Raw genomic sequence first — 23325 nt, forward strand, 5'->3', positions numbered from 1 at the left:
TCAGATGGCTGCGCCGATCTCGGCGCCGGCCTCGGCACCGTAGGCATCGGTCAGCCGCTTGACGGCGGCGTCGCGGTCCCAGGTCCACTCCTGCGGGCCGGATGCCTCCAGCACCAGCGTCGCCACCATCGAGGCCAGCTGTGCCGAGCGTTCCAGGCTCAGCCCGGCGGACCGACCGGTCAGGAATCCGGCCCGGAAGGCGTCGCCGATACCGGTCGGGTCGGCCTGCCGGGTCTCCGGGACGATGCCGACGTGCACGAAGGTGCCGTCGCTGCCGACGATATCGACACCCTTGTCCCCCAGCGTGGTGACCCGCAGCTTGATCTGGCTCATCACCTGGGCCTCGGACAGCCCGGACTTCTGCAGCAGCAGGTCCCACTCGTAATCGTTGGTGAACAGGTAGGTGGCTCCGTCGATGAGCCGGCGGATCTGCTCGCCGTCCAGGCGCGCCAGCTGCTGGGACGGGTCGGCGGCGAACGGCAGGCCCAGCGCCCGGCATTCGTCGGTGTGCCGAAACATCGCATCCGGGTCGTTGGCGCCGACGATCACCAGTTCCGGTGCGCCACTGCGCTTCACGACGTCGGCGAGATCGATGTTGCGGGCCTCGGACATCGCACCCGGATAGAACGACGCCAGCTGGGCCATCACCTCGTCGGTGGTGCAGACGAACCGGGCGGTGTAGGCCGTCTCGGAGACCAGCACATTCGAGGTGTCGACACCGTGCTCGCCGAGCCACTGCCGGTAGTCACCGAAATCCCGCCCGACCGCGCCGACCAGCGCCGCCTTGCCGCCGAGCACACCGATGGCGAAGGCCATGTTGCCCGCGACCCCGCCCCGGTGGATCACCAGGTCATCGACCAGGAAGCTCAGCGACACCTTCTGCAGGTGGTCGGGCAGCAGTTGTTCGGAGAACTTGCCCGGGAACTTCATCAGGTGGTCGGTCGCAATGGATCCGGTCACGGCAATGGTCACGAAAACTCGCCCTTCAAATCGTTAACGTAGCTAGGCGAACACTACAGAGGCTGTGGTGAGCGCGCTGCGGTCCACCGGGGCGCCGACGCCGGTGCGCTAGCCTGCAGATGAGTCCGTTTTCGAACCCAGACGTGGAAAGCACCCGATGTCCGGTCCCGTGCCGTATCCCGAATCCCCTCCCCCGCAAAGTTTTTCGCAGGGAAACCAGCCCCCGCCACTGCCCGGCCAGTTCACCGGCGCCTATCCCGGCCAACTGCCGCCGCCGGTGCCATATCCGAAGAACAACCGGCGCCGCTACCTGATCGCGGGAATTACCGCGGTGGTGGTCGCCACCGCGGTGGCCGGCACCGCGGTGGCGCTGACCGGCGGCGAGGACACGCCGGCGCCGATGACGGCGCAGAATGTGCAACCGGCGATCCAGGGATTCCTCGACGCGCTGGCCGACGGTGATGTGGAGGCGATCGCCCGGCACACACTGTGCGGGCTGTATGACGAGGTCGACGACCGCAAGTCCGATCTGGCGCTGGCCGAACTGAACGCCGACGGGTTCGCCAAACAGTACGGCAGGGTCGAGGTGGCCTCCGTCGACAAGGTAGTGCCCTGGTCGACCAGTCAGGCCCAGGCCCTGTTCACGCTGCGGGTGGCCGAGCCCGGTACCGGCCGCGGCGCCGCCGAGGCAGGTACCGAAATGCAAGCCGTCGCCCAGCTGCTACAGCTGGACGACGAGGTGCTGGTCTGTTCCTACGTACAACGGACCGGCTGAATCATCAGCCGGCCCGTCGGGTCGAGATCAGTTGAACGAGTCGCCGCAGGCGCAGGACCCGGTCGCATTCGGGTTGTCGATGGTGAAGCCCTGCTTCTCGATGGTGTCGACGAAGTCGATGGTCGCGCCCTGGATGTACGGCGCACTCATCCGGTCCACCGTCAGCGCCACGCCACCGAAATCGGTGGTCAGGTCGCCGTCGAGGGTGCGGTCGTCGAAGAACAGGTTGTAGCGCAGGCCGGCGCAGCCACCGGGCTGCACGGCGATGCGCAGCGCCAGGTCGTCACGGCCCTCCTGGTCCAGCAGCGCCTTGGCCTTGCTGGCGGCGGCGTCGGTCAGCACCGCACCGTGGGTTTCGGTGGTGGTGTCGTCCTGAAGAGTCATTGCATCTCCTGAAGAAGTGCTCGTGCATATCGCGATGTGTTCAACGGTACCTTGTTCGGCCACTATTCCCGAGCGGTGCCGCCATCCCAGTCCGCGGCGGTGCGCGTGGCCAGCCCGGTCAGCTGATTGGCGGCATCGTCCATGGCCAGCTGGACCGACCCGGCGAAATCGGTCACCGAGTAGGCCGCACTGATCCCGGCGTCGGCCAGGGCGGCGGGCTCCAGGGTGACCTGGCCGGCCAGCACCACGACCCGGGTGCCGCGGGTGCGGGCCCCGCCGGCCAGCGCGCTGACCACCTTGCCGTGCAGCGACTGGTCGTCGAAACGGCCCTCACCGGTGATGATCAGGTCGGCGGCGGCGACATCGTCGGTCAGCCGGGTGTGTTCGGCGATGACGGCGGCGCCGGGCTCACGACGGCCACCGAGTGCCAGCAGGGCCGCACCCAGACCACCGGCCGCACCGGCGCCCTCCCGTTCGGCGATCCCCGGGCCCAGCTCGGCCGCCCATTCGGTCAGGCGCTGTTCCAGCAGTGCCACGGTCGCCGGGTCGGCCCCCTTCTGCGGGCCGAACACCGCGGCCGCCCCCATCGGCCCGAGCAGCGGATGCTCGACATCGCTGGCAGCGATCAACTCGACATCGGCCAGCGTCGCCCGCGCGGATTCCAATCCACCCAGCGCATCGATGAGCCCGCGGCCACCGTCGGTGGTGGCGCTGCCACCCAGCCCGACCACGATGTGGCGGGCGCCCGCGGCAACCGCCGCGGCGATCAGTTCCCCGACCCCACGGGTGTCGGCGGTGACCGCGGTCTCGGGGTCCGGCGCGCGTCCCAGCAGGGTCAGTCCGCAGGCCTGCGCGCATTCGATATAGGCGGTGTCACCGTGGCGCACCCAGTGCGCGTCGACCCATGATCCCAGCGGCCCGTGCACGGTCACGGCCTGCAGTCCGCCGAGCCGGCTGGCGAGCACCTCGACGAAACCGGGACCGCCGTCGGACTGCGGTGCCAGCGTGACGCTGTCACCGCCGCGGACGGCCTTCCAACCCGCTGCGATCGCCTCGGCCGCCTGCACCGCGGTCAGCGTGTCGCCGAAGCAGTCCGGCGCTATCAGTACCGCCAGCCCAGTCATCCCAGCAGCGTAGAGCCTCACTTTCGGAGGTGCATGCCGGAGCTGCGAGCCCCGGCAAGTAGCCTGGAGGCGTGAAGCTGCTCGGCCGCAACAAGGGCAATCCCGAACCGGAGGATGCCGAATCCGCCGGCACATCGGTGACGCCGGACGACACCGGCGAGTCCAAGCTGACCGCGCCGAAGGGCCGTCCCACCCCGAAACGCAGCGAGGGTGCCCGCAAGCGCGGTCCCGTGGCGCCCGCACCGATGACCACCTCCGAGGCGCGTAAGCGCCGCAAGGCCGTCGCCGGGCCCAAGTTGTCCAAGGAGGAGCGCCGCGCCCAGAAGGTGACCCGGCGCGCCGATATGGCCGACCGTCGCGAGAAGATGATGGCCGGCGAGGACGCCTACCTGCTGCCGCGCGACAAGGGTCCGGTCCGGCGGTACGTCCGCGATCTGGTCGACGCCCGCCGCAACCTGCTGGGCCTGTTCATGCCGATCGCGCTCGGCCTGATCCTGGTGACGCTGTCGGTCCCGGCACCGGCGGTGCAGCAGCCGCTGTCGTTCGCCATGCCGGTCCTGCTCGTCGTGATGGCCATCGACGGCGTGCTGGTGGGCCGCTACGTCAACCGCAAGGTCGACGAGAAGTTCCCGGACAACACCGAAATCGGTTGGCGGCTGGGCTTCTACGCCGCCAGCCGTGCGTCACAGCTGCGTCGCATGCGCGCACCCCGGCCGCAGGTCAACCGCGGCGACGACGTCTGAGCCCTGCACGGTGCGCACGCTGATCCTCGGCGGTATCCGTTCGGGCAAATCGCAGTATGCGGAGGCACTGCTCGCCGACGCCCCCGCGGTGCGCTACCTGGCCACCGGCCCGGTCCCCGAGGGGCAGGACAGCTGGACAGCCCGCGTCGACGCGCACCGCAGCCGCCGAGCTTCGCATTGGGCCACGGTCGAATCCGCCGATGCCGCAACACAATTGCGCACCGATCGAGTAACCGCGACGCTGGTCGACGATATCGGCGGCTGGCTCACGGCGGCCATGGACCGCCGTGGCGCCTGGGCCGGCGCGCCGGTGGGTCCCGATGCCGACGAGCTGTGCGCCGCGGTCGGTGAATACACCGGGCCGCTGGTGCTGGTCAGCCCGGAGGTCGGGCTGACGGTGGTGTCGGCGACCCCGGCCGGGCGGCTGTTCACCGACGAACTGGGCACCCTGAACCAGCGGCTCGCGGCATTGTGCGACCGGGTCGTCCTCGTCATCGCCGGGCAACCCCTGGTCGTCAAGGAGTGCCAATGACCGTTGCTTTCCCCGAGATCACCGCGCCCGACGCGGATACCGCCCAGGCCGCCCGCAACCGGCAACGCACCCTCACCAAACCGCCCGGCTCCCTGGGCCGGTTGGAGGAACTGTCGGTCTGGGTCGCCGCGTGTCAGGGCGTCTGCCCGCCGCGCCAGTTCGACCGGGCGCGGGTCGTGGTGTTCGCCGGCGACCACGGCGTCACCGCCGCGGGGGTGTCGGCATTCCCGTCCGAGGTGACCGCGCAGATGGTCGCCAATTTCGCGGCCGGCGGCGCGGCCATCAATGTGCTGGCCGAACTGGCCGGGGCCGGGGTGCGGGTGGCCGATATCGCGGTCGATAACGACACGGCCGACGACACCGTCGGCAGGCACAAGATCCGCCGCTCCAGCGGCAACATCGCCGTCGAGGATGCGTTGACCGCCGAGCAGGCCACCGCCGCGGTGGCCGCCGGCCGCGCGATCGCCGACGAGGAGGTCGACGCCGGCGCCGATCTGTTGATCGCCGGCGATATGGGCATCGGGAACACCACGCCCGCAACAACTTTGATTGCCGCGCTGACCCGTTCCGAACCGGTCGCGGTCATCGGCCGCGGCACCGGCATCGACGACATCGGCTGGGCCCGCAAGGCCTCGGCGATCCGCGACGCGCTGTACCGCGCCCGGGCCGTGGTCACCGACCCGCTCGGCCTGCTGCGGGTGTGCGGCGGCGCCGACCTGGCCGCGATGGCGGGCTTTCTGGCCCAGGCCGCGGTGCGGCGCACCCCGGTGCTGCTCGACGGTGTGGTGGTGACCGCCGCCGCACTGGTCGCCGACGAACTGGCACCGGGAGCCAAGGCGTGGTGGCGGGCCGGGCACCGGTCCACCGAACCGGCGCACACCGTCGCCCTGCAACGGCTGGAGCTGGAGCCGATCGTCGATCTCGGGATGCACCTGGGCGAGGGCAGCGGTGCCGCGGTGGCACTTCCGATCCTGCGCGCCGCAGTGGCCACCCTGGGGTTGATGGCCACCTTCGACGAAGCAGGCATCTCGGACTCATGATCGGTGCGCTGGCGTCGGCCTTCGCGTTCGGCACGGTGTTGCCCATCCGGTCGGATCATCCGTTCGGCGGGGGGGCCTTGACCGCGCTGCCGGTGGTCGGTGCCGGATTGGGTGCGCTGGCCGCCGCGGTGGTCTGGGGCGCGAGCGAGCTGTTCGGTGCCGGCGCGCTGCCGGGGGCGCTCGCCGTGACGGTGCTGCTGCTGTGCACCCGCGGCCTGCACATCGACGGGCTGTCCGACACGGTGGACGGACTGGGTTGTTACGGCGCGCCCGAGCGCGCCCTGGCCGTGATGCGCGACGGCACCGCCGGACCGTTCGGGGTGGCCGCGGTGGTCATCGTGATCGTGACCCAAGGCCTGGCCTTCGGGATCATCGAACCGGTCGCGGTGATCGTGGCGGTGGCCGCGGGTCGGGTGGCCGTGGTGTTGACCTGCCGGCGCGCGGTGCCGGCCGCGCCGGGCAGCACGTTGGGCGCGCTGGTCGCCGGCAGCCAGCCACCCTGGGTGGTGGTGGCCTGGACGCTGGTGCTGGCCGGTGCGGCGACGGTCACCACCGACCGGATCTGGCAGGGACCGCTGGTGGTGCTCGTCGCGCTCGGGCTGTGTGCGCTGCTGGTCGGCCACTGTGTGCGCCGCTTCGGCGGCGTGACCGGTGACGTGCTGGGTGCCGCTGTCGAGGTCACGACGACGCTGACGGCGCTCGGGCTGGCCATCAACTAGCGTCGGGAAGATGACCGCGTCGACGATCGTGCTGGACGACCGTTTCGCCCGCGAACTGCCCGAGTTGGCGATCAGCTGGCAGGCACAGCAGCCACCGGCCCCGGTGTTGACGGTGCTCAACGAGCCGCTGGCCCGCGAGCTGAGCTTGGACCCGGACTGGTTGCGCACCCCGGACGGGATCGGGCTGCTGACCGGGGCGCTGCCGCCCGCCGGCGCCGCACCCGTCGCGCAGGTGTACGCCGGGCATCAGTTCGGCGGCCTGCAACCGCGCCTCGGCGATGGCCGCGCCCTGCTGCTCGGCGAGTTCACCGACGGCCGCGACCTGCACCTCAAGGGTTCCGGTCGGACCCCGCTGTCCCGCGGTGGCGACGGCCTGGCCGCGCTGGGCCCGATGCTGCGCGAATACATCGTCAGCGAGGCCATGTACGCCCTGGGCGTGCCGACCACCCGGTCGTTGGCGGTGGTGGCCACCGGCGCGCCGGTGCACCGCGAGACGGTGCTGCCGGGCGCGGTCCTGGCCCGGGTGGCGGCCAGCCACATCCGGGTCGGCAGCTTCGTCTACGCCGCGTCCACCGGCGACCTGGGTCTGCTGCGGCGACTGGCCGATCACGCCATCAACCGGCATCACCCGGCCTGCGCCGATGCCTCGAACCCGTACCTGGCGCTGTTCGACGCGGTGCTCGCCGCGCAGGCGCAGTTGGTGGCGCGCTGGATGCTGATCGGATTCATCCACGGCGTGATGAACACCGACAACGTCACCATCGCCGGCGAGACCATCGACTACGGCCCGTGCGCATTCCTGGAGACCTTCGACCCGGCGACGGTGTACAGCTCGATCGACAGCTGGGGCCGCTACGCCTACGGCAATCAGCCCGCCATCACCGGCTGGAATCTGGCCCGGTTCGCCGAGACGCTGCTGCCCTTGATCGCCGACGACACCGATACCGCAATCGAACTCGCCACGGCATCGCTCAACGATTTCGCCGGCGCCTACCAGTCCGCCTGGCGATCCGGCATGCACACCAAAATCGGCCTGCCCCATGGCTTTACCGATGACGGCCTGATCGACGAGCTGACCAAGCTGCTCGAGGAACACCGCGTCGAGTACACCTCGTTCTTCCGCGGGCTGGCCCGCGGCGACGTGCCGCTGGGCTTCATGGGCTGGGTGACGCGCTGGCGCGCCCACAACCCGGACACCGCGGCCATGAACCGCGTCAACCCCATCTACATCCCGCGCAACCACCTCGTGGAGGAGTCGTTGGCGGCGGCCACCGCCGGCGATCTGGAACCGATGCGCCGACTGCTCGACGCCGTCACCGACCCGTTCACCGAGCGCCCCGGCCTGCAGCGCTACGCGGCACCGGCGTCCGAGGATTTCACCGCGAGCTACCGGACCTTCTGCGGGACCTGAGTCACCCCCGGAGCATTAGCCGAGTAGTTGCTTTCTGAAGTACTTGGCCACCGCCGGTCATGGATCCACCGACGCGCCTACCGGCGCATATTGACGGCCCCGTCCACTTGCAGCAATAGATTCTAGGTTTGCTAGATACTGATCTATCTGCAACTTTGATGACTCTTCCAGTTGCAGACGACTGACAGCACAGATTGTTCCGACATCCACATTCCGCGTCGGGCGCCGTGGCAAACGAACAAATATTGACGGAAGTGATAATTTTCAGGCAAGTTGCTGTGCACCGTTGCCGGAGACCTTATCGTGCCCTGGACCGGAGCAGGATCCAGCAGGGATTCCTGCCGGCCTGGAAAGGACGTTGAATCGTGGATCGACACCACCGGCGGCGCTGCCGCAAACGCACCGAACCGCCGGGCCGCCCGGTCGAGCCGATGGCCGCATCCATCACCCGCCGGTTGACAGCATGGCTGGCCGCCGGCGCGCTGGCCGTCGGACTCGGCGCGGCGGTGGTGTCCGGTGCCGCTGTCGCCGCGGCCGAAACCGATTCCGCAGGTTCGGATTCCAGCTCAAGCAGCGCGTCGAGCTCGAACTCCGGGCCGAGCAGCTCACCCGCCTCGAACTCCGCACCCGGCAGCGACCGTGACAGTGCCGGCGACACCGACACGAAGTCGGGCGCATCGGCCGAGTCCGGGGACAGCGCGAGTGCATCCGAACCGTCGACGAAGGCCGAGAAGGCCGCGCAGAAGCGTGCCGAGCGGCGCGCCGCCCTCGCCGAGAAGCGCCGAGCAGCGCGGCAGGCCACGCAGCCTGTTGCCGTCCTCGACACCATGACCGATGCGGTCGACAGCACCGCCGAGGTCACCTCGACACCAGAACCGACCACACCGGAATCGTCGATACCGGAATCGTCGACGGCACCGGTCACGGCTCCCGAACCCGACGCGAGCCAGGTCATCCCCGAACCGGAGACCGTCGCGCCCACCGAGGAAGTCGCGGCCCCGGAGACCGAGGTCTCGACCGCCACCCCGCGCGCCGGGCCGCTGGAGCAGCAGCAGGCAACCGCACGCCCATCGGGATCGAACTCGCCGTGGGACAACCTCGTCCGGCAGTTCAAGTACATCTTCGACAACGTCTCGCCGACCTTGCAGAACGGCACCGCCGAGCAGGTCCCCGGCACCGGTGTCGTCGGCACTGTCACCGGTCAGAGCAACAACGGTTTTGCGCTCACCTACCGCGTCCGGCAGCAGGCGGACTACGGCACCGTCACCGTCGACCCGGTCACCGGTCAGTACACCTACACCGCCAAACCGAAGTTCCGGGCGCCCGGCACGGTCGACTACTTCGTCATCGAGGCCAGCAACGGCACCGCGGCCCGACTGCCGGGACTGGCCGGACTGGCCCAGCAGATGCTGCATTCGTTGGCTGTCGCCTTCGGACTGGCCCGCCCCGACACAACCCGACTGCAGGTCCTCGTCGAGTTCGACGGCAACGGTAAGTACGGCACCCCGGCGATCAATCGCGACTATTACGTGCACCAGAACGACGACGACTGCGCGGTCATGGCGGTCGCATCGGTGTGGGGTCAGCTCACCGGGACGTTGCCGACCGGCACGACCGAGAGTGAGTTCCTCGACCTCGTCAAGAGGACACCCAGCGTGTCCCATCCGGGCATGATGTGGGTCGACGAGGGCACCAACGGGCTGACCACGGCGGACACCGCGCAGCTGCTGCGGGTTCTGGGCTTCGATGTCGAGACCTACCGCATGGACGAGTATGGCGACGAGGCCGGCTACGGCATCGGGCAGGACGCGCTGGGCCAGCTCAAGGAATCACTGCTGGACGGCAAGGGCACCATCACCATGATCAGCGCCGGCAGCATGTGGAGCGCACTGGGCTACGGTGACGGCTCGACGATGGTGAACCCGAATCACGCCATCTCGGTGATCGGCATCGATCTCAAGGCCCCCAGCCCGCTGGACCCCCGTGACTACGTGGCCGTCGTGTACGTGAACGACAGCGGGCTCGGTGAGCCCAGCGGTCAGGGTATGGCCGTGCCGCTGGCCACCTTCATGTGGGCATGGGCCGCAAGTGGTTACGAATTGATCGTCGCCGATAACCCGGTGCCGGCCCAGCAGCAGGTCAGCTGGGATCTCGCCGCCTGACAACGGCGTCAGGGGCAGCGCGGGCGTGTCGGCGACAGCCGGCACGCCCGTTTGCGTTGCCTACATCGCCGCGGCGATGTCGACGTTGCGGACAGCGAAGGACGGCGCGCGGTGCAGCGCCGCATTCAGCAACGGTGCGGTGAGCCGCCACCCGCGCGCCGCCACCATGAGTCGGCGCATCGCGATCCGGAATCGGGTGGGCGGGGTGAAACCGAAAGCCGCCTTGGCCCCGGCCTTTTGGTATTTCTCGGTATAGGGACGCAGTCGGCGTTCCCACTCGGCCAGTGCGATCTCGAGGTTGTCCGGCCGCTCATCGAGCACTGTTCCCAGCAGGTCGGCGCCTGCCATCGCCGTCGACGAACCCATGCCCGAGTACAGCGTCGGACACCATGCCGAATCGCCCACCAGCACGACCCGGCCACGGTGCCAGCTGTCGAGACAGGGCTGCTCGACCGAGGCGAACGTCACCGTTTGTGCCGCACCGAAAGCCTCGATGACCTCGGCGAGCATCGAGCCGTGGGGCACGGGTCCGTAGACCTTGCGCAGTCGCTCGACGGGCGGCTCCGCGAACTCGGCGTCGATATCGTCGCTGCGGTATGAGAACAGCGCGGTCGGCAGGTGGTCGGCGAACGGGTAGACGATCAGGGACCGGCCCGGCTCGAACAGCATCGCACCCTCGCCCGCGCCGAGACCCGCGGGTGGTTCGGCCAATTCACACGCCGCGATCACATGGTCGAGCCGGCGCAGGATCCGGTCGTGCGGACCGAAGACCAGTGACCGCACCGTGGAGCGCAGCCCGTCGGCGCCGACCACCAGATCGAACCGTTCCGTGGATTCCGAACCTGCTGCCAGGTCCTGCAGCGTGACATCCACCCCGTCCAAATCCTGGACGATGGCGACCGGGATCGTTGAGAACCGCAGCTCAACATCGGCGGGCAGCGCCTCGAACAGTGCGCACTCGACATCGCCGCGCAGCATCAGCATCGGCTTGGGCGAAATCGGTAGATCGAATATGCCCCTTGTCGGGCGACGCCGACCCGACCGGTCGATGTCGTACATCGCGCTTCCCGGCGGTGGCGTCCGATCCGGCAGGACATCGCGTATGCCGAGGCGGGTTGCGGCGGCCTGACCCGTGCCCATGGTGGCGATGAAATAGCCGCCGGTGCGGCGGCCCGCCGCACGCTCGACCATCACCGGCTGCCACCCCGATCGATGGAGCCGGATCGCCGTGGCCAGCCCGGCAATTCCCATTCCCACCACCAGTGCCCGACCAGGTTGTCCGCCCGGACCGCTCATATCAACTCCCCAAATAAGATGTGTTTTCACTTCTTAAAGCGAGGCTACGTCGATGCATTAAGATGCGCAAGCACATCTAATAGGAGGTCGCATGACGGAGCGACGTCGCGGATCGGCGCTGGAACAGGAGCTCTTGGACGCCGCGTACGCGGAACTGACCGAGCGGGGCTACGCGAAGTTCACCCTGGAGGGCGTCGCGACCCGGGCGGGCACCAGCACCCCGGTGCTTTACCGCCGCTGGTCGGACAAGCACGATCTACTTCGGGCCTCCATCGGTCACGCCGCACAACTGCAGAAGGTGCACTGCCCCGACACGGGCAATCTGCGCGACGACGTGCTGACCCTCATGCGTCAGGCCAATGACGCCGGCCTCGAACTCGTCGCCACCATCAGCGTCCACCTCGGCGGCTACTTCCAGGAGACCGGCACCAGTCCCGCCGATCTACGCGACCACTTGAGTCCCGCACTGCCTGCTGTCGCGATACTCGCGACGATCTACGAACGCGCCGCCGCGCGCGGCGAGGTCGACGCCGAACGCCTCACCGCGCGCATGCGGACGCTGCCGTTCGATCTACTACGCGCCGAGTTGCTGATGAACCTGCGGCCGCTGCCCGACGCCGACCTGATCGAGATCGTCGATACGATCTACCTTCCGGTCGTGCAACCGGGTATCTAGTTGAGCTTGGCCATCCAGCCGTGCGTGTCGGCGAAAGTGCCGCGCTGGATCCCGGTCAGGGTGTCGCGCAGCGCCATGGTGATCTCGCCGGGCTGACCGTCGGCGATGGTGAACTCACCGTCGTGATGCTTGACGTGGGACACCGGCGTGATGACGGCCGCGGTGCCGCAGGCGAACACCTCGGTGATCTCCCCCGCGAGCGCCTTCTTCTGCCACTCGTCGACGTCGATCTTGCGTTCCTCGATGGCGAAGCCCGCGTCGGTTGCCAACTGCAGCAACGAATCCCGGGTGATACCGGGCAGCAGCGAACCGGACAGTTCAGGGGTGACCAGCCGCGCCGAGCCACCGCTGCCGAACACGAAGAACAGGTTCATGCCACCCATCTCTTCGACGTAGCGGCGTTCGATCGCGTCCAGCCAGACCACCTGATCGCAGCCCTGCTCGGCGGCCTGGGCCTGGGCCAGCAGTGAGGCGGCGTAGTTACCGCCGAACTTGGCCGCACCGGTGCCGCCCGGGGAAGCCCGCACGTATTCGTGCGACAGCCACACGCTGACCGGCTTGATGCCGCCCTTGAAGTAGGCACCGGCCGGTGAACCGATCACCAGGTAGCGGTATTCGTCGGCAGGCCGCACACCCAGACCCGGCTCGGTGGCGATCACAAACGGCCGCAGATAGAGCGACGCCTCGCCGCCGGCGGCCGGCACCCACTTCTCGTCGACCGCGATCAGCTGGCGCAGCGACTCCAGGAACACCTCGGTGGGCAGCTCCGGGATGGCGAGCCGGTGCGCGGAGGACTGCAGGCGTGCCGCGTTGGCCTCGGGCCGGAAGGACACGATGGAGCCATCGGCCCAGCGGTAGGCCTTCAGTCCCTCGAAGATCTCCTGCCCGTAGTGCAGAACCACCGCCGACGGGTCCAGCTCGATGGGGCCGTACGGCAGCACCTGCGCGTCGTGCCAACCGTCGGCACGCGTGTAGGTCAGCGACACCATGTGGTCGGTGTGGAAACGGCCGAATCCCGGGTCGGCCAGGATGCCGTCCCTTACCTCGTCGCTTGCCGGTGCGGTGTTGCGGGCAAGCGTGAATTCGAGGGGACCGTCAGTCATGGATCGATTGTATAACCCGTTGGCTAGCGCTTTTGCCGCACGCGGAGCGGGCGCTATCGGGTCCGCACTGTCACGAACGGCGGCTTGACGACCTCGCATTCCAGCGCCCGGCCGCGCACGTCGACGGTCACGGTCTGGCCGTCCTCGATGCCCGCCGCGGTGTCGATCAGCGCCAGCGCGATGCCCACCTTCAGCGACGGCGAGAACGTTCCGGAGGTGGTGACACCCACCGGCGCCGCAGGTTCATTTCCCGTCGCTGCGCCCGCCCGGGTGTCGAGAACAGTGAGGTCCGCGCGCAGCACCCCGCGCCCCAGGGCCTTGAGCCCCCTAAGCGTGCGGGCCGGCCCGGCCTGCTTCTCGGAAAGCAGCGCGTCGCGTCCCCAGAACGTGTCCTTCTTCCAGCCCACAGCCCAGCCGGTGCGGGCCTGCACCGGGGAGATGTCCAGCGACAACTCGTGCCCGTGCAGCGGGTAGCCCATCTCGGTGCGTAGGGTGTCCCGCGCGCCGAGTCCGGCCGGTTCCCCACCGGCCGCGCGCACCGCGGCCACCAGTGCGTCGAAGACGACACCGGCGCGGTCCCACTCGGGCAGCAGCTCGAATCCGTGCTCACCGGTGTAACCGGTGCGGCACACCCGCACCGGCACGCCGGAGTATTCGGCGTCGGCATAACCCATGTAGTCCATCTCGGTGGGCAACCCCAGACCGGCGACGATGTCGGCCGAGCGGGGCCCCTGCACCGCCAGCACCGCGTAGGACCGGTGCTCGTCGGTGATGGTCAGTCCGTCCGGGGCGTGCTTGTTCAGCTCGGCGACCACTGCGGCGGTATTGGCCGCGTTGGGCACCAGGAAGATCTCGTCGTCGGCCACGTAGTAGGCGATCAGATCGTCGATCACTCCCCCGGTTTCGGTGCAGCACAACGTGTATTGCGCCTTGCCCGGACCGATCCGCATCAGGTCGTTGGTGAGTGCGGTGTTGACGTAGGCGGCCGCACCGGGACCCTTGACGAGCGCCTTGCCGAGGTGGCTGACGTCGAACAGGCCGACGGTCTCGCGGGTGGCGTTGTGTTCGGCGACGGTGCCCGCATATGACACCGGCATCAACCAGCCGCCGAATTCGGCGAAGCTCGCGCCCAGCGCGCGGTGCTGTTCTTCCAACGGTCCGTGCAGCAAGGAGTCACTCACGAAACTCACCCTAATGGCGCGGCTGTCACGGCACACTTGTCCGGTGGTGGATTTCGACGCGCTGACCGCGGGCGGGATCACCGATGCGCGCGACCGTGCCCCGCTGATCGAGTATCTGGCCGGGCTCGGCTTCACCGCCGAGGAGATGATCGACGCCGAACGCCGTGGCCGGCTGTTCGGTCTGGCCGGTGACGCGCTGCAGTTGTCGGGGCCACCGGTGCACAGCCTGCGCACCGGCCGCCACACTCGGCCTGCCGGTGGCCGATGTCGAACACGCCTGGGCCGCGCTGGGGCTCACCGTCGCCGGACCCGAGGACATCGTGCTCAGCCATCCCGATGTGGACGGGTTGGCGCTGTGGGCCGATATGCGGCTGACCGTCGGCGACGAGGCGGCCACCGGGTTGCTGCGGGTGGTCGGGTCGTCGATGGCGCGACTGTCGGAGGCGGTGGCCTCGATGATCCGGCATGCCAATCCGGGCATCCAGATCGAGCAGTCCCATGACGAACTGGTGACTGCCCGGACCTACCGCGACGCGGCACGGCTGGTGCCCCGTCTGGGTGCTCTGCTCGACGCGGTACACCGGCACCATCTGCAGCACACCCGCCGCTATCTGGAGCAGGTGGCCCGCGAGGATTCCTCGACGGTCGTCTGCGGCATCGGTTTCGCCGATCTGTCCGGTTTCACCGCCCTGACCCAAACCCTGGACGCCCTCGAGCTGGCCGCGCTGCTCAGCGAATTCAGTGGCGCCGCAGCCGATGTCATCCACGCGGCCGGTGGCCGGTTGGTGAAGTTCATCGGCGACGAGGTGATGTGGGTGGCGTCCACCCCACACCAGCTGGCACAGGTGGCGTGCGATCTGGTCGGTCATCCGAAGGCCGCCGAGGCCGGGCTGCCGATCCGCGCCGGGCTGGATTACGGGACGGTGCTGTCCATCGCCGGGGACTACTTCGGCTCCCCGGTGAACCGCGCGGCCCGCTTGGTGGCCGCCGCCGGACCGGGCCAGATCCTGGCATCGGCGGTGGTCCACGAAGCGTTGCCCGGGATGGCGACCGGGCCCATGACGGCACTGACGCTGAAAGGTTTCGCGGAGCCGGTCACCGCGTACCCGCTGCTCACGCTTTAGGGTTGAACGGGTGAGCAGCGCACCCGGCTACCAGGCCCCCACCGTCACCGTCAGCTCGTCCCTGCCCGGCAGGGGCATCTCCGAGGCCGTACTGGTGCTCGGTGTCGTCGCCGGCGATGCCGGCCCGACCCTGATCGGCGCCGAATCCGTACTGGACGAGGCGACGGCGGCGACCCTGGAGGCCGATCTCAAGGCGCTCGGCGGAACGGGCGCTGAAGGCCAGCTGCACCGACTGGTGGTGCCGGAGCTGCCGGTGGCCAGTGTGCTGACCGTCGGCCTGGGTGACGACCGCGAGGAGTGGCCCGCCGACACCATCCGACGGGCGGCCGGTGCCGCGGCCCGGTCGCTGGACAAGATCGGTACCGTCGTCACGACGTTGACGGTGCTGGACATCGAGGCAGCCGTCGAGGGCCTGATCCTCGGTGCCTACCGGTTCACCGCGTTCCGCAGCGACAAGACCGCACCCAAGGACAAGGGCCTCGGCAAGATCGTCGCGCTGGCAGCCGACGCGAAGGCGGCCACCAAGGCCCGCGCGCAGAAGGCCGTCGATGTGGCCACCGCCGTGGCGACCGCCCGCGATTTCGTGAACACCCCGCCGAGCCACCTGTACCCCGCTGAATTCGCCAAGCAGGCAACGGCTTTGGGTGAGGGCGTCGGCCTGTCGGTCGAGGTTCTCGACGACAAGGCGTTGGTCAAGGGCGGTTACGGCGGCATCGTCGGCGTCGGCAAGGGCTCTTCCCGGCTGCCGCGCCTGGTGCGGCTGGCCCACAAGGGCGCGGGCCGCAAGGGCAAGAAGGTGGCGCTGGTCGGCAAGGGCATCACCTTCGACACCGGCGGCATCTCCATCAAGCCGGCCGCCAACATGCACCACATGACCTCGGACATGGGAGGTGCGGCCGCCGTCATCGCCACCGTGGTGCTGGCCGCCAAGCAGAAGCTGCCCATCGACGTGATCGCCTATGTGCCGATGGCCGAGAACATGCCGTCGGCCACCGCGCAGCGCCCCGGTGACGTGCTGACCCAGTACGGCGGGATCACCGTCGAGGTGCTCAACACCGATGCCGAGGGTCGCCTGGTGCTGGCCGATGCGATCGTGCGGGCCTGCGAGGACGACCCGGACTACCTGATCGAGACCTCCACGCTGACCGGTGCCCAGACGGTGGCCCTCGGTGCACGCACCCCGGGCGTGATGGGCAGTGAGGATTTCCGCGACCGGGTCGCCGAGCTGTCCCAGTCGGTCGGCGAGAACGGCTGGGCCATGCCGCTGCCCGAGGAGCTCAAGGACGACCTGAAATCCTCGGTCGCCGATCTGGCCAATGTCAGCGCGTCGCGCTACGCCGGGATGCTGGTGGCCGGGGTGTACCTGCGCGAGTTCGTCGCCGACGGGGTCGAGTGGGCCCATATCGACATCGCCGCACCGGCCTACAACACCGGCGGCCCGTGGGGTTACACCCCCAAGGGCGGCACCGGTGTGCCGACCCGGACCATGTTCGCGGTCCTGGAGGACATCGCGGACCGGGGCTGAATGGCCGGCTCCGCCGGCGGCGGTCAGCTACGCAGCGTGGCCCGCGCCGTACTGCGCATCACCGGCGGCAGCGCGTGGGCCACGCCGTAGACCAGATACGCCTCCGGGGTGACCGGCCGGATCGGCTTCTTCTTGCGCACCGCCGACACGATCGCCTTCGCCACCTTCTCCGGTCCGTAGCGGCGCGCCTTGAATCCCTTGACGATCTGCGCGCGCATCGACTCCACCGTCGCCTCGCTGGCGCCGGGCATGTCGAACCGGGTGGTGTTGACGATGTTGGTGTCGATGACGCCGGGACACACCGTGGTCAGTCCGATGCCGGCCGGGTCGAGTTCGGCGCGCAGGCAGTCGGAGAACATGAACACCGCCGCCTTGCTGGTCGCGTAGGCGTTCATCGCCTGGGTCGGTGAGTAGGCCGCCATCGAGGCGACGTTGACGACGTGACCGCCGGCCCCGCGTGCCACCATCGCCGGGGCGAACGCCCGGCAGCAGTTGACGACACCGCCGAAGTTGACGTCCATCACGCGGTCATAGTGTTCGGCCGGGGTGTCCAGGAATGTGCCGCCGTGCCCGATGCCGGCGTTGTTGACCAGGATGTCGGGCACGCCATGGCGGGCGCAGATCTGTTCGGCGAACCGGTTGACGGCCTCGGCATCGGCGACATCGAGCCCGTAGGCGTGGGCGGTGCCGCCGGCGGCGACGATCTGCGCAACAGTGGCCGCCGCCGCGGACTCGCTGATATCGCTGACCACGATCTCGGCGCCCAGCGCCGCGAACTCGTGCGCGGTCGCGCGCCCGATCCCGCTACCGGCCCCGGTGACCGACACCAGCTGATCGCCGAACGGTCCGCGGGGCACACCGACGCGGGCACGGGACAGTTCGCGGTTTGGCGGCGCGCCGTCGAGGTGGTCGACGAGCTGATCGACGGCCGCGGCCAGTTGCGCCGGGTGCGACATCGGTGCCCAGTGCCCGGCGTTGAGGTCACGCCGCCACAGCTGCGGCACCCAGTTCGTGATCTCGTCGTACGCGTACGGCCGGACGAACGGGTCGCGGGTGTTCACGATCAGCTGAACCGGCACCGCGACATGGTGGTCACCGCGCGGCTGCCCGAGCCCGCGAAAGTAGTTGGCGCGGTACACCTTCATGCTGTGGGCCGCGTCGGCGGCGAACGCCGCGGAGTGGTGGATCGACTCGGGCGCGATACCGTCGCGCAGCAGTCGGCGCCGCATCGCACCACGGGCGAAGGCCCGCCGGATGACCGCGGGCGCCAGCACCGGTGTCGAGAACACGCCCATGTAGGAGAGCCGGCCCAGTTGCGCGAGCCCGCGGGCGAACCGGCGCGGCCGGTACGGCGTGCGCAGGCCGTCCTTGATGTAGCGGTTCAGATGCGCGGTGCTGGGTCCGGATACCGAGGTGAACGAGGCGACAACTTTCGTCGCCTCCGGCCGGCCCAGGTACTCCCACACCCCGACCGAGCCCCAGTCGTGCGCCAGCACGTGCACCGGTGCGTCCGGGCTGACCGCCGCGGCGACGGCGGCGACATCGTCGGCGAACCGGGCCATCGTGTAGGCCGTGAAATCCTTGGGCACATCGGATCTGCCGACCCCGCGGTTGTCGTGGCGGATCACCCGGAAGCGTTGTTCCAGCAGCGGGGTCACCGCGTCCCACAGCACATGCGAGTCCGGCCAGCCGTGCACCAGCAGCACGGTCGGCCCGTCCGGGTTTCCGCTCTCGTAGACCGCGATCCGGGTGCCGTCACCGCTGGTGACGAACCGTTCGGTGACTGCTGGCATGGCTACCCCTCTAGTTCGCGACGGCGTTCCCGGTCCCGTTCGATCCGGCGTCGCGCATCGTAGTCGCGCATGCGCTGCGGGTAGCCGACCTTCTGCACGTCGTACACCGGGATGTCGAGTTGCTTGCTCAGCCGCCGCGCCCCGGCGTCCCCGCCGGTACGCCGCCGTGTCCACTCACCGTCGACGGCGACCAGCACGACGGTGACCTCGGTGACGGTGGTCTGTGGTTCCACGAACGCCTCGACACCGGTGTGGGTGGCGACCCACTGGCGCAGGTAGTCGAGATCGGACGAAGCCTGTTTACGGGTCTGAGTGCGCGCGCCGCCGCGCCCGCGGCGCCATCTGTCGAACAGTCCCAACTGGGGTTACTCCTCTCGCACGCCTGCTTCGATGGTGCCAGAGCAACCGGCGGGCAGTCCGTGACGACCGCGCGCGACGGACATGACAGGATAGAAGGGCACCCCATTCGACACGTGACGATGACTTTCGAGGAGTCAAAACCCATGGCAATCTCAGTCCAGATGCCCGCACTCGGTGAGAGCGTCACAGAGGGGACCGTCACCCGATGGCTGAAGCAGGAGGGCGACACCGTCGCCGTCGACGAACCCCTGCTTGAGGTCAGCACCGACAAGGTCGACACCGAGATCCCGTCACCCGCCGCCGGTGTGCTCACCAAGATCATCGCGGCCGAGGATGACGTCGTCGAGGTCGGTGGCGATCTCGCGCTGATCGGCGAGGAAGGCGAGTCCGCACCGTCGGGCGATTCCGCACCCGCCGAGGAGGCCGAACCGGAGCCTGAGCCCGCCGCCGAGGAGGCCACGCCCGAGCCCGAACCGGAGCCCGAGCCCTCGAAGCCGGCTTCGTCGTCGGGCGGTGGCGGCGAGTCCACCTCGGTGAAGATGCCGGAGCTGGGTGAGTCCGTGACCGAGGGCACCGTCACCCGCTGGCTCAAGAAGGTCGGCGACGAGGTCGCCGTCGACGAGCCGCTCGTCGAGGTATCCACCGACAAGGTCGACACCGAGATCCCGTCACCGGTGGCCGGCACCCTGCTGTCGATCAGCGCCGAAGAGGACGATGTCGTCGCCGTCGGTGGCGAGCTGGCCAAGATCGGCGAGGCCGGCGCCGCACCTGCCGCCGAGCCCGAGCCCGCTCCCAAGGAGGAGCCGAAGCCCGAGCCGAAGCCGGAACCCAAGGCCGAGACCAAGCCCGAACCCAAGCCCGAACCCAAGCCCGAACCCAAGCCCGAGCCGGCCCCCGCGCCCAAGGCCGCACCCGCCCCGGCCGCTGCCGGCAGCGAGTCCGACGCCAACCCGTACGTCACCCCGTTGGTGCGCAAGCTCGCCTCGGAGAACGGTGTCGACCTCGCCTCGGTGAAGGGCACCGGCGTCGGTGGCCGCATCCGCAAACAGGATGTGCTGGCCGCCGCGGAAGCCGCCAAGGCGCCCGCCCCGGCTGCCCCCGCTGCTGCTCCGGCCGCGGCACCGGCCGCCAAGGCCGCCCCGGCACCAGCGCTGGCACACCTGCGTGGCAGCACCCAGAAGGCCAACCGGATCAGGCAGATCACCGCGAAGAAGACCCGCGAGTCCCTGCAGACCACCGCGCAGCTGACCCAGGTGCACGAGGTAGACCTGACCAAGATCGTCGCGCTGCGGGCGAAGGCCAAGAAGAGCTTCGCCGAGCGGGAGGGCGTCAACCTGACGTTCCTGCCGTTCTTCGCCGTCGCCGTCGTCGACGCGCTCAAGGCGCACCCGAACGTCAACGCCAGCTACAACGAGGACAGCAAGGAGATCACCTACTACGACGCCGAGCACCTCGGCTTCGCGGTGGACACCGAACAGGGCCTGCTGTCGCCGGTCGTGCACAACGCCGGCGATCTGTCCCTCGGCGGCCTGGCCCGCGCCATCGCCGATATCGCGGCCCGCGCCCGCTCCGGGAACCTCAAGCCCGACGAGCTGTCCGGTGGCACCTTCACCATCACCAACATCGGCAGCCAGGGCGCGCTGTTCGACACCCCGATCCTGGTCCCGCCGCAGGCGGCGATGCTGGGCACCGGGGCGATCGTCAAGCGTCCCCGCGTGATCGCCGACGAGTACGGCAACGAGTCGATCGGTGTGCGCTCGGTGGCCTACCTGCCGCTCACCTACGATCACCGCCTCATCGACGGTGCCGACGCAGGCCGCTTCCTGACCACGATCAAGCGGCGGCTTGAAGAGGGCGCGTTCGAGGCCGATCTGGGGCTGTAGCCGATGACCGGCACGGTCATCGCCATCGCCGGGTCGTCAGGGCTGATCGGATCGGCCCTGACGACCACGCTGCGCGCCGCCGACCATCGTGTGCTGCGACTGGTCCGGCGCGCGCCGGCGAGCACCGACGAGGTGTTCTGGAATCCGGACACCGGTCAGCTCGACACCGATGCGCTCGCTCACGTCGACGCAGTGGTGAACCTGTGTGGTGTCGGGGTCGGGTCCAAACGGTGGTCCGGTGCGTTCAAGCAGAGCCTGCGCGACAGCCGCATCGGGCCGACCGAAGTGCTCTCGGCCGCCGTCGCCGAGGTGGGCATACCGCTGTTGATCAATGCCAGCGCGGTCGGCTTCTACGGTGACACCCGCGACCGCGTGGTCGACGAGACCGCCCCGCGCGGTGCGGGTTTCCTGGCTCAGCTGTGCGCCGACTGGGAGTCCGCGACGGTCGTCGCGTCCGACGCCGGGGCCCGGGTGGTGCTGTTGCGCACCGGCCTGGTGCTCTCCCCCGCCGGCGGCATGCTGAGCCGGCTGAAGCCCATCTTCGGGTTGGGCCTGGGCGCCCGACTGGGCAACGGGCGCCAGTACTTTCCGTGGATCAGCCTGGAGGATCAGATCCGCGCGATCCGGTTCCTGCTCACCGATCCCGCACCGGCGGGTCCGGTGAATCTGACCGGCCCGGCACCGGTCACCAACGCCGAGTTCACCACCGCGCTGGGCCGCGTGCTGCACCGGCCGACGCCGATGGTGCTGCCCGGCTTCGCCGTGCGCGCCGCGTTGGGTGAGTTCGCCGACGAGGGGCTGCTCGGTGGGCAGCGCGCCATCCCGGCCGCACTGGAGCAGGCCGGTTTCGTGTTCCTGCACAACACCGTCGGGGAGGCTCTGACGTATGTCACCACCGGCGCCCCACCGGCGTAGCGTCGAGTACGTGACTTCCATCCGCACCTCGGACGAACCCCTGCAGGTACGCGAGCTGGGCAGCCTGGACTACCGGCAGGCGTGGCAACTGCAACGCGAGATCGCCGACGGGCGGGTCGCGGGCGGCCCGGACACCCTGCTGCTGCTGGAGCATCCGCCGGTGTACACCGCTGGCAAGCGCACCGAGGATCACGAACGCCCGGTGGACGGCATCCCCGTCGTGGACACCGATCGCGGCGGCAAGATCACCTGGCACGGTCCCGGCCAACTGGTCGGCTATCCGATCGTCGGGCTGACCGAACCGCTGGATGTGGTGAATTTTGTTCGGCGCCTTGAGGAAGCCCTCATCACGGTGTGCGCCGGGCTGGGTCTGCAGACCGGCCGCGTCGGGGGACGCTCCGGGGTATGGGTGCCCGCTGACGAGAAAGGTCCGGCCCGCAAGGTCGGGGCGATCGGTATCCGGGTGGCGCGCGGGGTGACCCTGCACGGGTTCGCGCTCAACTGCGACTGCGACCTCGGCGCGTTCGGCGGCATCATCCCGTGCGGTATCGCCGACGCCGGGGTGACCTCGCTGACCGCGGAGCTCGGGCGCCATATCGGGGTGAAAGATGTCACTGACGCGGTGGCCGAGGCCGTCGCGGACGCTCTCGACGGGCGGCTGCGAGTAGCATCTACACAGTGAGTGTCGTACCGGAAGGCCGTAAGCTACTGCGCCTCGAGGTGCGCAACGCCGAGACTCCCATCGAGCGCAAGCCGCCGTGGATCAAGACCAAGCTGCGCACCGGCCCGGAGTACACCGAACTCAAGGCCCTGGTCCGCCGTGAGGGACTGCACACCGTCTGCGAAGAGGCCGGCTGCCCCAACATCTATGAATGCTGGGAGGACCGCGAGGCCACCTTCCTCATCGGCGGCGAACAGTGCACCCGCCGCTGCGACTTCTGCCAGATCGACACCGGCAAGCCCGCCGAACTCGACCGTGACGAACCCCGCCGGGTCGCCGAGAGCGTGCAGGCCATGGGCCTGCGGTACTCGACGGTCACCGGGGTGGCCCGTGACGATCTGCCCGACGGCGGCGCCTGGCTCTACGCCGAGACCGTCCGCCAGATCCACGCACTCAACCCGAACACCGGCGTCGAACTGCTGGCCCCGGACTTCAACGCGATCCCCGAACAACTTGCCGAGGTCTTCGAATCCCGGCCCGAGGTGTTCGCCCACAACGTCGAGACCGTGCCGCGCATCTTCAAGCGCATCCGGCCCGCGTTCCGCTACCAACGCAGCCTCGACGTCATCACCGCCGCCCGCGACTTCGGCCTGGTGACCAAGAGCAACCTCATCCTCGGCATGGGCGAAACCCCCGAGGAGGTCCGCACCGCACTCGACGATCTACACGCCGCGGGCTGCGACATCGTCACCATCACCCAGTACCTGCGCCCGTCCCCGCGCCATCACCCCGTCGAGCGCTGGGTCCGCCCCGAGGAATTCGTCGAGCATTCCGACTACGCAACCAGCATCGGCTTCCCCGGGGTGCTGGCCGGACCGCTGGTCCGCTCCTCGTACCGGGCAGGCAAGTTGTACGCCGAGGCTGCGCGGGTCAGAGCAGCCACCGGCGCATCGTAAAC

The 23325-nt window shown here is 69.3% G+C and carries 21 protein-coding genes and 1 pseudogene; 14 read left to right on the top strand and 8 right to left on the bottom strand.

The annotated features are described in order from the left end of the window. Positions 1–972: a carbohydrate kinase family protein gene (locus ACLBYA_RS29010; protein WP_447712937.1), complete on the bottom strand. Its 972-nt coding sequence runs from the start codon at positions 970–972 to the stop codon at positions 1–3. 145 nt (positions 973–1117) lie between these two features. Between ACLBYA_RS29010 and ACLBYA_RS29015 the strand changes: the two genes are divergently transcribed. Beyond that, positions 1118–1735: an Rv0361 family membrane protein gene (locus ACLBYA_RS29015; RefSeq protein WP_447712938.1), complete on the top strand. Its 618-nt coding sequence runs from the start codon at positions 1118–1120 to the stop codon at positions 1733–1735. A gap of 27 nt (positions 1736–1762) precedes the next feature. Here the strand turns inward: ACLBYA_RS29015 and ACLBYA_RS29020 are convergent, their stop codons facing one another. Together ACLBYA_RS29020 and ACLBYA_RS29025 are read right to left on the bottom strand one after the other, a co-directional pair. After that, positions 1763–2119 (bottom strand): HesB/IscA family protein, encoded by a 357-nt coding sequence (locus ACLBYA_RS29020; RefSeq protein ID WP_447712939.1) that lies wholly within the window; start codon positions 2117–2119, stop codon positions 1763–1765. 62 nt (positions 2120–2181) lie between these two features. Then, positions 2182–3243, bottom strand: coding sequence for a glycerate kinase family protein (locus ACLBYA_RS29025; protein ID WP_447712940.1), 1062 nt, complete (start codon positions 3241–3243; stop codon positions 2182–2184). A 71-nt stretch (positions 3244–3314) separates the two neighbouring features. Between ACLBYA_RS29025 and ACLBYA_RS29030 the strand changes: the two genes are divergently transcribed. From ACLBYA_RS29030 to ACLBYA_RS29055, 6 genes are all read left to right on the top strand, one after another. Next, entirely contained in the window at positions 3315–3986 is a 672-nt protein-coding gene (locus tag ACLBYA_RS29030) for a DUF3043 domain-containing protein (RefSeq protein ID WP_447712941.1), read from the top strand. A gap of 10 nt (positions 3987–3996) precedes the next feature. Continuing rightward, positions 3997–4518, top strand: a complete 522-nt coding sequence (locus ACLBYA_RS29035; protein ID WP_447712942.1) for a bifunctional adenosylcobinamide kinase/adenosylcobinamide-phosphate guanylyltransferase — start codon at positions 3997–3999, stop codon at positions 4516–4518. Continuing rightward, complete coding sequence (gene cobT, locus ACLBYA_RS29040; RefSeq protein ID WP_447712943.1) at positions 4515–5558, top strand: nicotinate-nucleotide--dimethylbenzimidazole phosphoribosyltransferase; 1044 nt, start codon at positions 4515–4517, stop codon at positions 5556–5558. The genes ACLBYA_RS29035 and cobT overlap by 4 nt, the downstream gene beginning before the upstream one ends. Then, positions 5555–6277 carry an adenosylcobinamide-GDP ribazoletransferase gene (locus tag ACLBYA_RS29045; protein ID WP_447712944.1) on the top strand — a complete coding sequence of 241 codons (723 nt, stop codon included), beginning with the start codon at positions 5555–5557 and terminating at the stop codon, positions 6275–6277. The genes cobT and ACLBYA_RS29045 overlap by 4 nt, the downstream gene beginning before the upstream one ends. 10 nt (positions 6278–6287) lie before the next feature. Beyond that, positions 6288–7688, top strand: coding sequence for a protein adenylyltransferase SelO (locus ACLBYA_RS29050; protein WP_447712945.1), 1401 nt, complete (start codon positions 6288–6290; stop codon positions 7686–7688). 365 nt (positions 7689–8053) lie between these two features. Continuing rightward, the gene (locus tag ACLBYA_RS29055) at positions 8054–9850 is read left to right on the top strand and encodes a hypothetical protein (RefSeq protein WP_447712946.1); all 1797 of its coding nucleotides are present in this window, start codon (positions 8054–8056) and stop codon (positions 9848–9850) included. 60 nt (positions 9851–9910) lie between these two features. Here ACLBYA_RS29055 and ACLBYA_RS29060 read toward each other — a convergent pair whose 3' ends face one another. Then, positions 9911–11146: an FAD-dependent monooxygenase gene (locus tag ACLBYA_RS29060; RefSeq protein ID WP_447712947.1), complete on the bottom strand. Its 1236-nt coding sequence runs from the start codon at positions 11144–11146 to the stop codon at positions 9911–9913. 91 nt (positions 11147–11237) lie between these two features. Between ACLBYA_RS29060 and ACLBYA_RS29065 the strand changes: the two genes are divergently transcribed. Further along, a complete protein-coding gene (locus ACLBYA_RS29065) occupies positions 11238–11822 on the top strand; it encodes a TetR/AcrR family transcriptional regulator (protein ID WP_447712948.1) in 585 nt (194 codons plus the stop codon). On the opposite strand, the gene ACLBYA_RS29070 is transcribed toward ACLBYA_RS29065, so the two are convergent. Continuing rightward, positions 11819–12925 carry a branched-chain amino acid aminotransferase gene (locus ACLBYA_RS29070; RefSeq protein ID WP_447712949.1) on the bottom strand — a complete coding sequence of 369 codons (1107 nt, stop codon included), beginning with the start codon at positions 12923–12925 and terminating at the stop codon, positions 11819–11821. The two genes, ACLBYA_RS29065 and ACLBYA_RS29070, sit on opposite strands and share 4 nt — an antisense overlap. A gap of 53 nt (positions 12926–12978) precedes the next feature. Next, complete coding sequence (gene gcvT, locus ACLBYA_RS29075; protein ID WP_447712950.1) at positions 12979–14106, bottom strand: glycine cleavage system aminomethyltransferase GcvT; 1128 nt, start codon at positions 14104–14106, stop codon at positions 12979–12981. A 13-nt stretch (positions 14107–14119) separates the two neighbouring features. Here gcvT and ACLBYA_RS29080 point away from each other — a divergent pair. Then, positions 14120–15230 (top strand): annotated as a pseudogene (locus ACLBYA_RS29080) (adenylate/guanylate cyclase domain-containing protein). Positions 15231–15240: 10 nt separating this feature from the next. Continuing rightward, the gene (locus ACLBYA_RS29085; protein ID WP_447712951.1) at positions 15241–16755 is read left to right on the top strand and encodes a leucyl aminopeptidase; all 1515 of its coding nucleotides are present in this window, start codon (positions 15241–15243) and stop codon (positions 16753–16755) included. Between the two features lie 23 nt (positions 16756–16778). Here the strand turns inward: ACLBYA_RS29085 and ACLBYA_RS29090 are convergent, their stop codons facing one another. Together ACLBYA_RS29090 and ACLBYA_RS29095 are read right to left on the bottom strand one after the other, a co-directional pair. Then, the gene (locus ACLBYA_RS29090; protein ID WP_447712952.1) at positions 16779–18548 is read right to left on the bottom strand and encodes an SDR family oxidoreductase; all 1770 of its coding nucleotides are present in this window, start codon (positions 18546–18548) and stop codon (positions 16779–16781) included. A 2-nt stretch (positions 18549–18550) separates the two neighbouring features. After that, complete coding sequence (locus ACLBYA_RS29095; protein ID WP_447712953.1) at positions 18551–18907, bottom strand: oxidoreductase; 357 nt, start codon at positions 18905–18907, stop codon at positions 18551–18553. A gap of 144 nt (positions 18908–19051) precedes the next feature. Here ACLBYA_RS29095 and sucB point away from each other — a divergent pair, with 144 nt between their 5' ends. From sucB to lipA, 4 genes are read left to right on the top strand one after another with little or no spacing between them, the layout of a single operon-like run. Then, positions 19052–20791 carry a 2-oxoglutarate dehydrogenase, E2 component, dihydrolipoamide succinyltransferase gene (sucB, locus tag ACLBYA_RS29100; protein ID WP_447712954.1) on the top strand — a complete coding sequence of 580 codons (1740 nt, stop codon included), beginning with the start codon at positions 19052–19054 and terminating at the stop codon, positions 20789–20791. A 3-nt stretch (positions 20792–20794) separates the two neighbouring features. Further along, on the top strand, positions 20795–21706 hold the full coding sequence (locus ACLBYA_RS29105) for a TIGR01777 family oxidoreductase (RefSeq protein WP_447712955.1): 912 nt from the start codon (positions 20795–20797) through the stop codon (positions 21704–21706). Between the two features lie 10 nt (positions 21707–21716). Next, entirely contained in the window at positions 21717–22388 is a 672-nt protein-coding gene (gene lipB, locus ACLBYA_RS29110) for a lipoyl(octanoyl) transferase LipB (protein ID WP_447712956.1), read from the top strand. Continuing rightward, positions 22385–23323, top strand: coding sequence for a lipoyl synthase (gene lipA, locus ACLBYA_RS29115; protein ID WP_447712957.1), 939 nt, complete (start codon positions 22385–22387; stop codon positions 23321–23323). The genes lipB and lipA overlap by 4 nt, the downstream gene beginning before the upstream one ends. Positions 23324–23325: the final 2 nt, after the last annotated feature.

This window comes from Mycobacterium sp. C31M (assembly GCF_053345865.1).

What these genes read in the sequence shown, in the direction of transcription:
- ACLBYA_RS29015 (WP_447712938.1), top strand. Translation starts at nt 1,118, where the DNA reads ATGTCCGGTCCCGTGCCGTATCCCGAATCCCCTCCCCCGCAAAGTTTT.
- ACLBYA_RS29020 (WP_447712939.1), bottom strand. Translation starts at nt 2,119, where the DNA reads ATGACTCTTCAGGACGACACCACCACCGAAACCCACGGTGCGGTGCTG.
- ACLBYA_RS29025 (WP_447712940.1), bottom strand. Translation starts at nt 3,243, where the DNA reads ATGACTGGGCTGGCGGTACTGATAGCGCCGGACTGCTTCGGCGACACG.
- cobT (WP_447712943.1), top strand. Translation starts at nt 4,515, where the DNA reads ATGACCGTTGCTTTCCCCGAGATCACCGCGCCCGACGCGGATACCGCC.
- ACLBYA_RS29045 (WP_447712944.1), top strand. Translation starts at nt 5,555, where the DNA reads ATGATCGGTGCGCTGGCGTCGGCCTTCGCGTTCGGCACGGTGTTGCCC.
- ACLBYA_RS29050 (WP_447712945.1), top strand. Translation starts at nt 6,288, where the DNA reads ATGACCGCGTCGACGATCGTGCTGGACGACCGTTTCGCCCGCGAACTG.
- ACLBYA_RS29060 (WP_447712947.1), bottom strand. Translation starts at nt 11,146, where the DNA reads ATGAGCGGTCCGGGCGGACAACCTGGTCGGGCACTGGTGGTGGGAATG.
- ACLBYA_RS29065 (WP_447712948.1), top strand. Translation starts at nt 11,238, where the DNA reads ATGACGGAGCGACGTCGCGGATCGGCGCTGGAACAGGAGCTCTTGGAC.
- ACLBYA_RS29070 (WP_447712949.1), bottom strand. Translation starts at nt 12,925, where the DNA reads ATGACTGACGGTCCCCTCGAATTCACGCTTGCCCGCAACACCGCACCG.
- ACLBYA_RS29090 (WP_447712952.1), bottom strand. Translation starts at nt 18,548, where the DNA reads ATGCCAGCAGTCACCGAACGGTTCGTCACCAGCGGTGACGGCACCCGG.
- sucB (WP_447712954.1), top strand. Translation starts at nt 19,052, where the DNA reads ATGGCAATCTCAGTCCAGATGCCCGCACTCGGTGAGAGCGTCACAGAG.
- ACLBYA_RS29105 (WP_447712955.1), top strand. Translation starts at nt 20,795, where the DNA reads ATGACCGGCACGGTCATCGCCATCGCCGGGTCGTCAGGGCTGATCGGA.